At 73.3% G+C, this 13877-nt stretch carries 15 protein-coding genes; 11 read left to right on the forward strand and 4 right to left on the reverse strand.

Annotation, left to right across the window (positions count from 1 at the left end; genetic code table 11):
- Positions 1–17: 17 nt before the first annotated feature.
- The 4 genes from K8638_RS28970 (at position 18) to K8638_RS28985 (ending at position 3243) form a co-directional block, all read left to right on the forward strand.
- Positions 18–653 (forward strand): hypothetical protein, encoded by a 636-nt coding sequence (locus K8638_RS28970; protein ID WP_223757895.1) that lies wholly within the window; start codon positions 18–20, stop codon positions 651–653.
- Positions 650–1900, forward strand: coding sequence for a YncE family protein (locus tag K8638_RS28975; protein WP_223757896.1), 1251 nt, complete (start codon positions 650–652; stop codon positions 1898–1900). Before K8638_RS28970 ends, K8638_RS28975 begins: the two co-directional genes overlap by 4 nt.
- Positions 1897–2613 (forward strand): c-type cytochrome, encoded by a 717-nt coding sequence (locus K8638_RS28980; protein ID WP_223757897.1) that lies wholly within the window; start codon positions 1897–1899, stop codon positions 2611–2613. The genes K8638_RS28975 and K8638_RS28980 overlap by 4 nt, the downstream gene beginning before the upstream one ends.
- 135 nt (positions 2614–2748) lie before the next feature.
- A complete protein-coding gene (locus tag K8638_RS28985) occupies positions 2749–3243 on the forward strand; it encodes an endonuclease V (protein WP_223757898.1) in 495 nt (164 codons plus the stop codon).
- Between the two features lie 39 nt (positions 3244–3282).
- Here the strand turns inward: K8638_RS28985 and K8638_RS28990 are convergent, their stop codons facing one another.
- Positions 3283–4443 (reverse strand): acyl-CoA dehydrogenase family protein, encoded by a 1161-nt coding sequence (locus tag K8638_RS28990; protein WP_223757899.1) that lies wholly within the window; start codon positions 4441–4443, stop codon positions 3283–3285.
- A 156-nt stretch (positions 4444–4599) separates the two neighbouring features.
- On the opposite strand from K8638_RS28990, the gene K8638_RS28995 reads away from it, so the two are divergent.
- The 3 genes from K8638_RS28995 (at position 4600) to K8638_RS29005 (ending at position 7371) form a co-directional block, all read left to right on the forward strand.
- Positions 4600–5760 carry an alkaline phosphatase PhoX gene (locus K8638_RS28995; protein WP_223757900.1) on the forward strand — a complete coding sequence of 387 codons (1161 nt, stop codon included), beginning with the start codon at positions 4600–4602 and terminating at the stop codon, positions 5758–5760.
- Between the two features lie 103 nt (positions 5761–5863).
- On the forward strand, positions 5864–6886 hold the full coding sequence (locus K8638_RS29000) for a hypothetical protein (RefSeq protein ID WP_223757901.1): 1023 nt from the start codon (positions 5864–5866) through the stop codon (positions 6884–6886).
- Positions 6887–6969: 83 nt separating this feature from the next.
- The gene (locus K8638_RS29005) at positions 6970–7371 is read left to right on the forward strand and encodes a DUF2203 domain-containing protein (protein WP_223757902.1); all 402 of its coding nucleotides are present in this window, start codon (positions 6970–6972) and stop codon (positions 7369–7371) included.
- Positions 7372–7384: 13 nt separating this feature from the next.
- Here the strand turns inward: K8638_RS29005 and K8638_RS29010 are convergent, their stop codons facing one another.
- The gene (locus K8638_RS29010) at positions 7385–8032 is read right to left on the reverse strand and encodes a hypothetical protein (RefSeq protein ID WP_223757903.1); all 648 of its coding nucleotides are present in this window, start codon (positions 8030–8032) and stop codon (positions 7385–7387) included.
- 174 nt (positions 8033–8206) lie between these two features.
- On the opposite strand from K8638_RS29010, the gene K8638_RS29015 reads away from it, so the two are divergent.
- The 3 genes from K8638_RS29015 (at position 8207) to K8638_RS29025 (ending at position 10830) form a co-directional block, all read left to right on the forward strand.
- A complete protein-coding gene (locus tag K8638_RS29015; protein WP_223757904.1) occupies positions 8207–8905 on the forward strand; it encodes a hypothetical protein in 699 nt (232 codons plus the stop codon).
- A gap of 165 nt (positions 8906–9070) precedes the next feature.
- Positions 9071–9991 (forward strand): NmrA/HSCARG family protein, encoded by a 921-nt coding sequence (locus tag K8638_RS29020; RefSeq protein ID WP_223757905.1) that lies wholly within the window; start codon positions 9071–9073, stop codon positions 9989–9991.
- 95 nt (positions 9992–10086) lie between these two features.
- Entirely contained in the window at positions 10087–10830 is a 744-nt protein-coding gene (locus K8638_RS29025) for a hypothetical protein (RefSeq protein WP_223757906.1), read from the forward strand.
- 4 nt (positions 10831–10834) lie between these two features.
- On the opposite strand, the gene K8638_RS29030 is transcribed toward K8638_RS29025, so the two are convergent.
- A complete protein-coding gene (locus tag K8638_RS29030) occupies positions 10835–11122 on the reverse strand; it encodes a YgaP-like transmembrane domain (protein WP_223757907.1) in 288 nt (95 codons plus the stop codon).
- Positions 11123–11220: 98 nt separating this feature from the next.
- Positions 11221–13170 carry a glycoside hydrolase family 15 protein gene (locus tag K8638_RS29035; protein WP_223757908.1) on the reverse strand — a complete coding sequence of 650 codons (1950 nt, stop codon included), beginning with the start codon at positions 13168–13170 and terminating at the stop codon, positions 11221–11223.
- 462 nt (positions 13171–13632) lie between these two features.
- On the opposite strand from K8638_RS29035, the gene K8638_RS29040 reads away from it, so the two are divergent.
- The gene (locus tag K8638_RS29040) at positions 13633–13875 is read left to right on the forward strand and encodes a hypothetical protein (RefSeq protein ID WP_223757909.1); all 243 of its coding nucleotides are present in this window, start codon (positions 13633–13635) and stop codon (positions 13873–13875) included.
- The last annotated feature ends 2 nt before the right edge of the window (positions 13876–13877 follow it).

Raw genomic sequence — 13877 nt, forward strand, 5'->3', positions numbered from 1 at the left:
ACCGGAAGGCCCCACTCATGAAGACGCTCTCACGAAAGCTCCTGTGGACCTCCTGCGCGGCCGCGCTGCTGGCACTGGCCCCCGCCTGCGACGGGGACGGCGCGGACAACGAGTGCGGCGAGCCCCTCTACGGTGGCGACGCCACCGACGAGGCGTGGCGCACGCTGGTGGACGCGAAGCACCTGGCGGTGGCCGGAGGCTCGCAGGCGGTGACGCTGGAGTCGCCCACCGCCGGACAGACGTACGCCTCCACCGACGCGCCGCCCACGTGGCGGTGGACGTCCCCGCTGGCCTCGCTGCTGCCGGGGCCCGTGCCGCCGTCGCTCCAGGCCCGTCCGCGCGAGCAGCGCCGCTCCATGCTGGCGTGGCTGGGCAACCTCGTGCTGCCCTCGGCCGAGGCGCACCTGCCGCCCTTCACCGGTGACATCTACTGGGTGCAGGTGACGGTGCCGGGCCGGCAGTGCCCGGTGGAGATGCTCACGTCCAACCTGGAGTGGCAGCTCGACGCGGCCACCTGGGACACGCTGCGCGGGGCGGTGGACCAGGACCTGACCGTCCAGGTGACGAGCGCGTACCTGGTGCAGAACAAGCTCCGCGAGGGCCCGTACAACCTGGAGGCGCCGCGCACCATCCGCGTGGTGGGCGCGCGATGAGGCGACGCCGCGCATGGGTGCCGGCGCTGGTGCTGGCGCTGGCCGCCTGTAGCGACGGCTCGAAGGTGGATGGGGTGGAGCCGCCGGAGGACCTCGAGTACGCGCACCCGGAGCCCTGGGTGGAAGGAACGTTCATTCCACCGCCCGGCCCCGGCGGGCGCATCCTCATCACCAACAGCCTGGACGACACGCTCAGCCTCATCGAGCTGGACACCGTGGGCACGCCCGGCTTCAAGGAGCTGGCCCGCGTACCGGTGGGGCTCAACCCCGTGGAGCTGGAGGGGCCGCACCACACGGCGGTGTCGCCCGCGGGTGACTTCTTTTACGTCGGCATCTCCAACTACGTGCCGGGCGGAGGCTCGGGGCCGCATGGCACGCACGGCACGGGCTCGGAGGATGGGTACTGCCTGAAGCTGGATGCGCGGACCCATCGGTTGGTGGGCTCCGTGCGCGTGGACCCGAACCCGGGCGACGTCATCGCCAGCCGGGACGGGCTCACGCTGTACCAGACGCACTTCGACACCTTGAAGATTGCGGAGCTGGCGCGGCAGGGCATCACCGACGAGCGGCGGATGGACGCGCGGCTGGCCATCATCGACGCGGCGACGATGAGCCGGAAGGCCATGGTGGACGTGTGCCCCGCGCCGCACGCGGTTCGCCTGTCCCGGGACGAGCGCACCGCGTACGTCGCGTGCTGGTCGGACGAGGTGGCGATTGTCGACCTCACCGCGAACCCGCCCGGCGTGCAGCGGGTGAAGGTCTCCGCCAACGTGGGCACGGCGGTGAATCCCCGGCACGCGCCGTACGCGCTCACGCTGTCGCCCACCACGGGCGAGGCGTGGGTCAGCTCCACGGCCAGCCGGCAGGTGCAGGTGCTCAACCCCATCACGCGCGCCATGGACCCGGCGCGCACCGTGCAGGGACTGCGCGGCCCGCCGATGTTCGGGGCCTTCACCTCGGACGGGCGCACGCTCTACATGCCCTACCAGCTCGTGGACGCGCTGGCGGTCATCGACCCGGCGACGGGCCTCGTGCTGCGCGAGGTGGACCTGGCCTCCGCCGGCTGCGTCAACGCGCATCAGGTGGAGCTGACGCCGGACGAGCGCTACGGGCTCGTCGTCTGCGAGGGAGACCACCAGGGCCCGGGCACGCTGCACGCGGTGGACCTGGCGGAGGGCGCGGTGGTGGGCACGGTGCGGGTGGGCCTCTTCCCGGACTCGGTGAGCATCCTGGGAGGCCGGCCATGAGACTCGCGGGGTGGACGGCGGTGGCGCTCGCTGCTTTCGCGGCGGGCTGCGGTGGCGACGACGGTCCGGTGTCCGCGGCCGAGTACGGCGAGGTGCTGTTCAACGACGCGCGCCTGTCGGAGAGCACGTTCAACCGCTTCTCGTGCGCCACGTGCCATGCGACGACGCCCACGCCTCCGGCGGGGCGGCTGGACTCGGGCTACACGCTGTATGACTCGGCCTTCCGGGGGAGCTGGTGGGGCGGGTACGAGACGCGCCTGCTGGACGCGGTGAACTTCTGCTACGTCAACTTCATGCGGGGCGTGGCGCCGCTGACGGAGGACTCTCCCCAGAGCCGCGCGCTGTACGAGTACCTGGTGAGCATCAGCCCCAGTCGCGACGCGAAGCCGCTGCCCTTCACGGTGGTGAAGGACGCCACCGAGGTGGCGCGAGGCAGCAGGGCGCGAGGGCAGGAGGTGTACCGCGCGGCCTGCCAGGGCTGCCACGGCGAGCCGCACACGGGCGCGGGCCGGCTGACGGAGCTGGCCTCGGTGCTGCCGGAGGTGACGGCGGACTACGGTGAGCTGTTCCCCGGCGTGCCACCGTCGGTGGTGGTCATCGAGAAGGTGCGTCACGGCCAGTTCTTCGGCGTCGGCGGCAACATGCCGCTCTACAGCGCCGAGGCCCTGTCCGACGCCGACCTGGGAGCGCTGCTCACCTTCCTGGAGCTGTGATGCCGGGGCGCGCCTGGCCACGAGCCCACGCCGGGCCGGGCGCCGCGCCGTCCCGGCCCTCGCGGTCAGCCGGCATGAGGCCGGCACGTCAGGGCCGGGGTGATGGGGCCGCGCCCCACCGAGGAGAGGAAGACGATGCTGGCCTGCATGGATGTGGACTACCGCCCCGATGTCACCGTGGCCGCGTGTGTCCTCTTCCGCGACTGGGCGGATGCCGTGGAGGCCTCGCATCTCATCGACCGCGGCCCGCCCGCCGCGCCCTATGAGCCCGGCCAGTTCTACCGCCGCGAGCTGCCCCACCTGCTGCGCGTGCTCTCCGCCGTGCAGGAGCCGCTGGAGGCCATCGTCGTGGACGGCTACGTGTGGCTCGGCGAGGACAAGCCCGGCCTGGGCGCCCACCTGCACGAGGCGCTCCACCGCACCGTGCCCGTCATCGGCGTGGCGAAGACGGCCTACGTCACCACCGGCCCCGCCATTCCCGTGCTGCGCGGGCAGAGCCTGCGCCCCCTGTTCGTCACCGCCGTCGGCCTCGGCACCGACACCGCCGCGGACTACGTCCGGAGGATGCACGGGGCCTCGCGCCTGCCCACCCTGCTGAGCCGGGTGGACCGCCTGTGCCGCGAGTCCTGACCGGGGCTCGTTGGCCCTGACCTCCGCGCGCGTACGGGCTCAGGCCCCCCCATCCGGCTTGCCCAGCAGCACGCCACCGGACTCCACGTACCAGGAGTCCGCCGCCGCTCCGTGCTGGGCGAAGGTGTGGATGTCGCGGAAGCGGCGCTGCATCGGAGCGCTGTCCCGCGCCGCGTTGCCACCCATGGCCATGTAGCAGGTGTCCACCACCTGCGCGGCCGTCTCCGCCACCCAGGTGAGGGTGCTCATGATGCGGGGCATCAGCGCGGGCGCCGCCTCCGGCGCCTTCGTGGCGGTGGTCCACAGCAGCTCCGCCTCGGTGCGCACCATGGCGCGGACCGCGCGCAGCGTGGCCTCGGCGCGGCCCAGCTTGTGCCGGAAGAGCTGCGACTCGGCCATCGTCGACGAGGCATACAGCCGCTTCTTCCCCGCCCGCGCGTAGGCGACGAGGTCGTCGATGGCGCCCTGGGCAATGCCCACCGCGACGGCGCCCATGTGCAGCGCGAACTGCGGCACCGGCGTCACGTACAGCGGCCCCGGCCACTTCGGCGCGCCCGTGAAGATGTCGAGCGTGTACTCCTGTGGGACGAACAGGTCCTCCGCCGTGAAGTCATGGCTGCCGGTGCCGCGCAGGCCGAGCACGTGCCAGTTGTCGAGCACCCGCCCCTGCTGCGCGGGGAACAACATGGCGCGCGAGGCTGGCAGGCCGGGGATGGGCCCCGGCATCGGCTTGCCATCCTGGAGCAGCACGCAGTTGGCCATCATCCAGTGGCAGTGCTGGCTGCCGGTGGCGAAGCTCCAGCGCCCGGTGATGCGGTAGCCGCCGGGGACGATGCGCGCCTCGCCCTGCGCGGAGAAGGCACCCGCCAGGACGACGTCCGGCCCCTTGCCGTAGATGTCCCGGAAGACGGAGGTCTCCAGCAGCGCGAACAGGTGCGGAGCCTCGGAGGCCAGCATCGCCGTCCACCCGATGGAGCCGTCCGCGCGGGAAATCGTCTCCAGCACCTCCATGGCCGTCAGCAGGTCCACCTCCTCGCCGCCGAGCTCTCGCGGAACGGACATGCGGAACACCCCCGCCGTCCGGAGCTGGGCGAGCACATCCGCGGGCAGGGTGCGCGCCGCCTCCGTCTCCGGCCCCTTGGCCTGGATGAAAGGCACCAGCGCACGCACCGCTTCCAGTACCGACTTCCGTGTCGTCATGGGTCATCCCCCCTGCGTCTGTCCCTTTATACGGCGCGGGCCCGCAGCCCTGGCTGCCCCGCGGGCGGGAGGATTCGAGGTGTGTCCGGCAACCAACCCGGCCCGCGTCTTTCTAAGGGCTTCCCCGCGGGCCCGACCTGAGCGACAACCCGGTCCATGCAACGCCGTCACTTCCTGCGCTTCACCGCCCTCGGGGGCAGCGCGCTCGCCCTGGGCAGCCTCGGCTTCTGGCGTGGCGTGTACGCCGGTCCACCCCAGCCGGGCCCCGGCCCCTACGGCCCGCTGGCGAGCGCACCGGACGCCCATGGACTGCTCCTGGCCCGCGGCTTCACCTCGCGCGTCATCGCCCGCAGCGGCGACAGGGTGCCGGGCACGGACTACACGTGGCACATGGCTCCGGACGGCGGCGCCTGTTTCTCCCTGCCGGACGGCGGCTGGGTGTACACGAGCAACAGCGAGGTGTCCCCCGGCGGCGGCGTGTCCGCGGTGCGCTTCGGCCACACCGGCGAGGTGAAGGGCGCGTACCGCATCCTCTCCGGCACGCACGTCAACTGCGCCGGCGGTCCCACGCCGTGGGGCACGTGGCTGTCCTGCGAGGAGTTCCCTCGCGGCCGTGTCTGGGAGTGCGACCCGACGCGGCCCGGCCAGGGCGTGGCGCGGCCCGCGCTGGGCGCCTTCACACACGAGGCCGTGGCGGTGGACCCGGTGGGCCGGCGCCTGTACCTCACCGAGGACACACCGGACGGGCGCTTCTACCGCTTCACCCCGGCGAAGTGGCCGTCACTGGAGGCGGGCACGCTGGAGGCCGCGCGTGTCTCGGGCGACGTGATGAAGGGCGCGCGGGTGGAGTGGGTGCCGGTGTCGCCGGACGCGCCCGCCTCCGCGCAGCCGGACGCGCGGGAGACGACGGTGTTCCGCGGCGGCGAGGGGTGCTGGTACGACGGTGGCGTCGTCTACTTCACCACCAAGCGGGACAACCGCGTCTGGGCGCTCACGCTGCTCACCGGGCGGCTGGAGGTGCTCTACGAGGCGGCGCGCTACCCGGGCGCTCCGCTGGTGGGCGTGGACAACGTCACCGTGTCTCGCGCGCGGGAGCTTTTCGTGTGCGAGGACGGGGATGACATGCAGATCTGCCTCCTCACGCCGGACCGGAAGGTGTCGCCGTTCCTCCAGGTGATGGGGCACCGGGGCTCGGAGCTGGCGGGCGCGGCCTTCAGCCCGGACGGACAGCGGCTCTACTTCAGCTCCCAGCGCGGCACCGACGGACGGGGCATCACCTACGAGGTGACGGGCCCCTTCCGCGCCGAGGCGGCCTGAGCCGGGGCGCCCGACGTTTTCGTACAGTGCCTCCCGCACCTCGGCCAGGGAGGCAACCATCCTCCTGGAAACCTCCCGTCGGGAGGCTTACCTTTCGCGGCGGATGCCCCCGCACCCACCCTCACAGCTCGGGCTGTTCGACGCTCCGGCCTCCGAGCGCCCGGAGGGTGCCGCGCGCGAGGAAGCAGCACCGCATCCCCCGCCGCCCACGCGTGAGGAGGCACTGCCCCAGGCCCCCGGCCCGTCTCACCGGCTGCCCGCGCGCGAGGACGCACAGCCCCCAACCACGGACCTGTCTCACCGGCTGCCCACGCACGAGGACGCACAGCCCCCAACCACGGACCTGTCTCACCGGCTGCCCGCGCACGAGGACGCACAGCCCCCAACCACGGACCTGCCCCACCGGGTACCCGCGCGGGAGGACGCGCTGCACCTGGCCTCGGACCTGGCGCGCCGGCTGTCGGCGGTGCTCGGCGTGCCGGTCCACCTGCGCCTCAACGACAACCGCGCCACGCTGGTGAGCTTCCGCAGGGGGCCGGAGGGACTGAAGCTGCGCGTGCACCACCTCTTCCTCGGCGCCCCGGACGAAGTCGTTCGCGCCATGGCACGCTACGCGGGCCGGAACGACGCCGCCGCGCGCGAGGTCCTGGAGGCCTACGCCCACTCGCGCCGGACCCTCGTGCGCCGCGAGCGCCGCCCGGGCAAGCCCCTGCGCTCGCGGGGCCGCTGCTTCGACCTGCACGCCCTCTTCGCCCGCCTCAACGCCACGTACTTCGACGGCCGCGTGCGGGTGGACATCGGCTGGGCTCGCAAGCCGGGCCGGGCGCGGCGCCGCAGCATCCACCTGGGCGGCTACGACGCGCGGCTCCGCGAGATTCGCATCCACCCCGCGCTGGACCGGCCGCACGTGCCGGCCTTCGCCGTGGACTACCTCGTCTTCCACGCCATGCTGCACGCGGACCTCGCCGGGCCGGACGACCCGGGCCTTCCCGGAGACGGAGACGGCGAGGGCCGCTGCGCCCCCGAGCACACCCCCGCCTTCCTCGAGCGCGAGGCCGCCTTCCCCCTGCGCGACTCGGCGCAACGCTGGCTGGCGGACAACCTCACCTCCCTGATGCGCGGTTGACCCGCGGGAGCTGTCCACGAGCGCCGGACGGTGCCCCGAGACAGTAGCGGCGACAGGCCCGCTCGCTGCATGCTCCACGGGGAATGCGCTACTTCAGCGTGGAAGAGGCCAACCGGCTGGTGCCGCTGCTGACCCGCACGTTCGAGCGCGTCCGTCCCTGGGTGGACCGGGCGGAGCAGCTCGCGGACGCGCTGGGCTCGAAGGAGAGCGCCGCCGACGCGCACCTGAACACCCTGCGTGAGGAGCGGGACGCGCTGCTGGAGCGCATCCGCGGCGAGCTGCTCCAGCTCCAGGAGATGGGACTGGAAATCAAGGGCGCGGACGGGCTCGTGGACTTCCGGGCGCACCGGGGCGACGACCCGGTGTACCTCTGCTGGCGCTTCGGCGAGCCATCCGTCACGCACTGGCACGAGCTGCAGGACGGCTTCGCGGGACGCCGCCCCATCGACAGTCCGGACGAGTTCGCGCCCACCTACCTCAGCTGACGGCGCGCGCGCCTCACCCGCCGAGGCTCTTCTGGAGCAGCGACATCTTGTTGCGCGCGGAGAGAATCTGCTGGCGCAGCGAGTCCGCCTGCCGGGCGATGTCGCCGAACTCCTTCTCCTCGGCGGCCCGCGCCAGCGACTGGGCCTCGTCGGCCACCTGTCCCATGCGCTCGTTCAGGGCCTGGAAGGTGGTGGCCAGCGCGGCCGTCTCCTCGGGCGTCTTCGCCAGCTGGCGCTGCTGGGCGAACTGCTGCATCTGCACGTTCAGCTCCCCCGCGCTCTGGCCCATGTTGCCGTAGCGCACGAGCAGGTCCTTGAAGACCTCGGTGCGCGCCTGGAGCTCCTGGGCGCGCTGGTGCACGGCCTCGGCCTGGGCCTGCTGCCTGTCGCGCACCTTGGAGATGGCGGCCACCAGCGCGGTGACACGCGCGCGGAGCTGGTCGTCCATGTCGGCCAGGCTCTTGAGGGTGGCGGAGGCACGCTCCAGGTGCTTCTCGGACTGGAGGGGCGCCTTCTGGAGCTGCTCGGACAGGGCCTCGAAGCGCTCCAGTCCTTCGTCGAGGGCCTGTGCGGCGGCCACCAGCTCCGATTCCTGCGGCGTGTCGCGCTTGCTCATGGTGGCCGGAACCATGGCACGCGCGGTGGCCGGTGTGGTGCTCACGCTTTTAATTCCGGACAGAGCCCGTGCGCGGACAGCCGCCGCGCGGCGCCGACTGTCCGTCCGTCCGCAGCCCGGGCCTGCCACGAGCGGAGGACACCTGCCCACGGCACGGAGGGATTCCTACCTTGTACGGAAGGGACGGCGCGCGAGCGCTCGGTACAGGAGGAGAGCGGGATGCCCAGGTCATACAGTTTCGACCACTTTCAGGCCAAGAAGCCCATGCAGGCCGCCATCGGTACACCGGAGCGGCTCGGGACCGACGAGGACAAGCAGAAGCTGCTGCGGGGCGAGCTGCGGGAGACGAACCCGGAGGAGATTCCCGGCGCGCCGGGCGGACTCCACTACGGCATGGCGCACGCGGAGACGGTGAAGCGGCTCCAGGCCCGCCGCGCGACGCGGGCCAAGAAGGAGGCCCGTGGCGCGGCGGCGACGAAGCGGCCCGCGGGCAAGCGCGCCACCGCGAAGGCGGCCGCGGGGAAGACGCCCACCGCGAGAGCGGCCACCGCGAAGACGCCCACCGAGGAGCGCACGGGCCGGACGGCGCGGGCGGGCACCGAGGGCCGCGCGAGCAGGACGGCGAAGCCGGCGACGGCGGCGCGCAAGACGCCGAAGGCCCGCGCGGAGACGGCGGAGACCGGACGCGCCGGCGCCCAGGCGAAGACGCCCACCCGGCCGGAGGCGAAGCAGGGCCTGCTGGGACGCGCGCTCGGCACGGTGGCGAAGACGGCCATGGGCACGGTGGACCGGGGCTCCAAGGGACTGGCGCGCGCGGCGGCCCTCGCCCGGGAGGTGCGCGCCACCCGGGGCAAGAAGAAGGAGGAGAAGCCGGACACCTCCGGCGGCACGCGCGGGCGCTCGGGCAAGAAGCGCTAGCCATTCCGGGAAAGGGGCGGCAGCCGCGGCTCGAGGCACAGTGGCCTGCCCGCCCCCCAGCCCCGCGACCCCTGGCGGGAGCCCGTGCAGGCTGCCCGCCCGTGCTCGCCAGCGGACACCCGCATCCACAACTTCCCCACATCCCATCGCCCCGAGGTGCAGACCATGCCCATGGCTTTCTTCCGCTCCGTGCTCGTCACCGGCGCCACCGGCCAGCAGGGCGGCGCAGTGGCCCGCCAGCTCCTGGCGCGCGGCCACCGAGTCACCGCCTTCGTGCGGCGCGCGGACTCGCCCGCCGCCGAGGAGCTCCGCGCCCTGGGGGCCGAGCTGGCGGTGGGGAACTTCGATGACGTGGACTCCCTCGTCCAGGCCGCGCAGGGCGTGGACTCCATGTACGCCATGGCCACGCCCTTCGAGGGCGGCATGGAGGCGGAGATACGCCAGGGCATGAACCAGGCGGACGCGGCGCGCCTGGCGGGCGTGCGGCACTACGTCTACTCATCGGTGGCGGGCGCGGACCGGCTGACCGGCATCCCCCACTTCGACAGCAAGCACCGGGTGGAGCTGCACGTGCGGCGCAGCGGCCTGCCCTTCACCATCCTCGGGCCCACCTTCTTCATGGAGAACCTCACCAGTTCCATGTTCGAGAAGGGGCTGAAGGCCGGCGTGCTCGCCATGGGGCTGCCGCCCACGCGAGGCCTGCAGATGGTGGCGCTGGACGACCTGGCCGCCTTCGCCATGCGCGTGCTGGAGGAGCCGGACCGCTTCCTGGGGCAGCGCATCGACGTGGCCTCGGACGAGGTGACGGGCCAGCAGGCGGCCGGACTCCTCTCCATGGTGAGCGGCCACCGCATCCACTACGAGCAGCTCCCGCTGGACTTCCTGCGCGAGCGCAGCGAGGACATGGCGGCCATGTTCGAGTGGCTGGACAGGGTGGGCTACCACGCGGACATCCTCACCCTGCGGCACCGGTACCCGGAGGTGCGCTGGCACACCTTCGAGGACTGGGCGCGCGGGCAGGACTGGAGCGCGCTCACCTCGCCCGCCTGGCCCCACGCGGCCGCGGAGCCCTCGCCGCCTCACTGAGGCCCCCTCCGCCCGCCTGAAACCCGAGGCGACGCCGGCCCCCCGCCTCCGCCCGCCACGCGCCTGCCTACCTTCGAGAAGAAGGAGGAGACGTCATGCGCGCACTCGGGCTCGCCGCCGCGGCCCTGCTCTTCGTGGCGGGCTGCATTCCGGAGACGCGGCTGCAGCCCTCGCCGGAGGCCCAGCTCCTCCAGGGCGACCGCGACGCCGCCCGGGCGGAAGGCTCCGGCGTGGTGTTGCTGGCGGACGGCGCCGCGTGGAAGGGTCATCCAGGGGACCTGGAGCACAGCCTCACGCCCGTCCTCGTGAGACTGGAGAACCACAGCGGACGCACCCTGCGCATCCAGTACGACGACTTCGCGCTCGTCGGCGCAGAGTCGCGCTTCCGCTACGCCGCGGTGCCGCCGCTCTCCCTGCGGGAAGGCGTGGCCTCGGCGGAGTCGGGCACGGGGGGCTCGGGCCACCACCACACGCACACGTCGGTGTACCTGGGCCTCTCCTACTCCGGGCCGGGCTGGTACGGCGGCTTCTACAGGCCCTACCTCGGCTACTACGGACCCTTCGTGGGCCCATACCACTACGGCCCGTTCTACGACCCCTTCTATCCCTACCCCTACTACGGCTACTCGTGCCACGAGCCGCTGCCCAGCGCGGACATGCTCCAGCGTGCGCTGCCCGAGGGCACGCTCGCGGACGGAGGCCGTGTGGAGGGCTTCCTCTACTTCCAGGGCGTGGCGGAGCGCGAGAGCGGCGTCGTGCTCCAGGCCCGGCTCGTGGACGCGAACACCGGCGAGCCGCTCGGCACGCTCGACATCCCCTTCCAGGTGCGGAAGGGCTGACGTCTCAGTGGATGGTGGTGGAGCGCGTGGCCGGGTACTGGAGCCCCTCCAGCAGCGGCGCCTCCTCCTCCACGCCCAACTGCCGCCGGAGCGCCTCGCCGCGTATCGGCAGTCCGAAGAGCGGAGCCATCAGACACAGGTCCAGCGTGCCGGCGATGAGCGGCGCCAGCCCGACGAGCGCCACGGCCGCGCCGCGGGATGTCCCCGACGTGAGCCCTCCCAGCACCATCCCCGCGCCCGTCACGATGCGGAGCCAGCGCCCCGTCCGCGACGTCATGAAGCCGACGACCATAAGCACCTCCCCAGGGCGAAGATGGGGCACGCCCCCGGGCGCGGCCAGCGGGCATGCGCGCCCCGCCCCCCTGCATGGCGGGCGGCCGGACGGACGCATCACTCCAGGGGCGCCGTCGAGTCGTGGAGGAACACCAGGGAACTGGGGCCGGTGGGCGGCGCGGGCGCGCGGTCCACCCGCCCGTGCCGGCGGGCCAGGAGGTACTCCAGGGCGAAGCCCGCGAAGTCGCACGCCCGCCGGGGGGACGGCCGCCAGGTCGCCGAGTAGACGGCGGAGAGCTGCGCGCACGTCGACACCAGCGCCATGTGCGTGAAGGCCTGGGGGAAGTTGCCCAGCGCCTCGCCCGTGGAGGGCACCGCCTCCTCCGCGTACAGCCCCACGTCGTTGGCCAGCCCCAGCAGCCGCGCGAGCACCGCCTCCCCCTCGTCCCACTGCCCGGCATGGGCCAGCACGTCCACCAGCCAGAACGAGCACAGGAGGAACGTCCCCTCCCCGCCCGCGAGCCCGTCCGGTGTGTGGTAGCGGTACAGGAGCCCGCCGGACTCCAACCGCTCGCGCACCACCCGCACCGTGCGCCGCACCAGCGGGTGCGCCACCGGCAGGAAGCCCAGCGCCGGTATCAGCAGCGTGGACGCGTCCGCCGCGTCCGAGCCCCGGGCCTGGGGGAACCACCCGCCTTCCGCGCACTCCAGCAGGTAGCGGCGCAGCGCCGCGCGCTCACGGGCCCAGCGCGACAGCGGCACCGGCAGCCTGCGCGCCGCGGCCAGCCGCAGGGCCCTGTCCAGCGCCACCCAGCACAGCAGCTTGGAGTGGACGAAGTGCCGGGGCGCGTCGCGCATCTCCCACAGCCCCTGGTCCGGCAGGCGCCACCGGGCGCACACCTCCTCCACCAGCCCGGACAGGAACGCCCAGTTGGTGTGCGACAGCGGCCCGCCCGCGCGCACGTACAGCCATGCCGCCTCCAGCAGCTCGCCGGGCACGTCGAGCTGGAGCTGCTTCACCGCGCCGTTGCCCACGCGCACCGGCCGCGCGCCCCCGTGGCCTTCCAGGTGGGACAGCTCCACCTCCGGCAGCAGGCGGTGGCCCTGGATGCCGTACATGATTTGCACGTCCTCCGCGCGCCCCGCGCTGGTGCGCCGCAGCCAGTGGCGGAACGCGTCCGCCTCGTCGCGGTAGCCCAGCACCAAGAGGGAGATGAGCGTCAGCGACGCGTCCCGCAGCCACGTGAAGCGGTAGTCCCAGTTGCGCACGCCCCCCGGCTCCTCCGGCAGGGACGTGGTGGGGGCGGCCACCAGCGCGCCTGTGGGGGCGTACGTGAGCGCCTTCAGCGTGAGCGCCGAGCGCCGCACCTCGCGCGCGTGTGCGCCCTCGTACGCGCAGCGGGCAATCCACGTGCGCCAGAAGGTGAGCGTGTCCGCCAGCCGCCGGCGGAAGGCATCCTGGTCCGGCGCGTCCTCGGGGGTGCGCTCGACGAAGGAGGGCGTCCACGCCGCCTCCACCCAGGCCTCCTCGCCCGCGCGCAGCGTCCACCCCGCGCGCAGCGCGTCCTCGCGGGCCACCAGCCGGTGCGTCGCCGTCACCCACAGCGCGTCCGCGCCGCCCACCACCTCCGCGGTGCGCCACGAGGTGAGGCGCAGGCGCGGCACGAAGGCGCCGTACTCGAAGCGCGGCGTCACCACCACGCGCACCCGCACCTCGCCGGACAGGCACCGCACCCGCCGCAGCAGCGCGTGCCGGGTGCCCACGTGCGTGCCCCGCTCGCCGCCGCCGGGGAACACGGGCATGCAGTCCACCACCTCCAGCACACCGCGCGGCGTGGTGAAGGTCGTCGCCAGGACGTTGGTGTCCTCCACGTAGCGGCGCGCGGAATGGAAGCTCCCTTCCGGCGCCACGCCGAAGCTGCCACCGTGCCGTGCGTCCAGGAGGCGGCAGAACACCGCGGGCGAGTCGAAGCGCGGGAAGCAGGCCCAGTCGATGGAGCCGTCCCTCGCCACCAGCGCGGCGGAGTGGCAGTCCCCCAGGAGCGCGTAGTCTGCGATGCGGCGCATCCGCACTCCCTTCCGGCGAAGTGAAAACCGCGGGGAAGGCGCCGGCCCACGCCGTTCCCCGCGGGTGGAGGCCGGCGCGCCACGGCTCCTCGCCCGGTCCTCCGCTCCTCACCGATGGGTCCGGCGCGCGCCCGGTGCAACCCGGAAGCCCCGCCACCCGCGCCACCCATGGGACGCCTGCCTGCCCTCCCGGTGCTGGAAGGAGCACGCCCCGGGACGCAGGGCATGTCCGCGCCCAGGTGGATACCTTCGGAAGCCGGACCCGCCCCGTGGGGAGGAGCGGCCAGGAGGCGCTCCGGTGCGCCGCAGGTCCGGAGCCCGGGGAGCGGACGGGGCCATCACCCGCCGTGCCCCAGCGAGGGAACACGCTGGAGCGCCACGCCGTCCGCCCGCTGCCGCGCGCGGTGGCCCTCGGCAGCTTCTCCGGGGGCCCTACCTCACTGGCCCCGGGGGAGCGGAGCGATGTTCGACCGGTCGGAAATCCACAAGGGGATGAAGGTGCGCGGCAACGACGGCCACACCCTTGGCCGCATCATCGCCATGACGGACAAGGAGCTCATCGTGGAGAAGGGCTTCATCCGCCGCCACGACTTCGCCGTCTCCCTGGACGACGTGCGCGAGGTGCTGCACGGCGAGGTGGTGCTCAACCACGGGCGCGACAGCCTCTTCTCCGCGCCACGGGAAATCCCCCACATCCGGCACTGACG

It is taken from the genome of Myxococcus sp. RHSTA-1-4 (assembly GCF_020037125.1).
Taxonomy (GTDB): domain Bacteria; phylum Myxococcota; class Myxococcia; order Myxococcales; family Myxococcaceae; genus Myxococcus.

Excerpts from the sequence above, each read along its gene's own strand:
- K8638_RS28970 (WP_223757895.1), top strand. The coding sequence starts at position 18 with ATGAAGACGCTCTCACGAAAGCTCCTGTGGACCTCCTGCGCGGCCGCG.
- K8638_RS28975 (WP_223757896.1), top strand. The coding sequence starts at position 650 with ATGAGGCGACGCCGCGCATGGGTGCCGGCGCTGGTGCTGGCGCTGGCC.
- K8638_RS28980 (WP_223757897.1), top strand. The coding sequence starts at position 1,897 with ATGAGACTCGCGGGGTGGACGGCGGTGGCGCTCGCTGCTTTCGCGGCG.
- K8638_RS28985 (WP_223757898.1), top strand. The coding sequence starts at position 2,749 with ATGCTGGCCTGCATGGATGTGGACTACCGCCCCGATGTCACCGTGGCC.
- K8638_RS28990 (WP_223757899.1), bottom strand. The coding sequence starts at position 4,443 with ATGACGACACGGAAGTCGGTACTGGAAGCGGTGCGTGCGCTGGTGCCT.
- K8638_RS28995 (WP_223757900.1), top strand. The coding sequence starts at position 4,600 with ATGCAACGCCGTCACTTCCTGCGCTTCACCGCCCTCGGGGGCAGCGCG.
- K8638_RS29000 (WP_223757901.1), top strand. The coding sequence starts at position 5,864 with ATGCCCCCGCACCCACCCTCACAGCTCGGGCTGTTCGACGCTCCGGCC.
- K8638_RS29005 (WP_223757902.1), top strand. The coding sequence starts at position 6,970 with ATGCGCTACTTCAGCGTGGAAGAGGCCAACCGGCTGGTGCCGCTGCTG.
- K8638_RS29015 (WP_223757904.1), top strand. The coding sequence starts at position 8,207 with ATGCCCAGGTCATACAGTTTCGACCACTTTCAGGCCAAGAAGCCCATG.
- K8638_RS29020 (WP_223757905.1), top strand. The coding sequence starts at position 9,071 with ATGCCCATGGCTTTCTTCCGCTCCGTGCTCGTCACCGGCGCCACCGGC.
- K8638_RS29025 (WP_223757906.1), top strand. The coding sequence starts at position 10,087 with ATGCGCGCACTCGGGCTCGCCGCCGCGGCCCTGCTCTTCGTGGCGGGC.
- K8638_RS29030 (WP_223757907.1), bottom strand. The coding sequence starts at position 11,122 with ATGGTCGTCGGCTTCATGACGTCGCGGACGGGGCGCTGGCTCCGCATC.
- K8638_RS29035 (WP_223757908.1), bottom strand. The coding sequence starts at position 13,170 with ATGCGCCGCATCGCAGACTACGCGCTCCTGGGGGACTGCCACTCCGCC.
- K8638_RS29040 (WP_223757909.1), top strand. The coding sequence starts at position 13,633 with ATGTTCGACCGGTCGGAAATCCACAAGGGGATGAAGGTGCGCGGCAAC.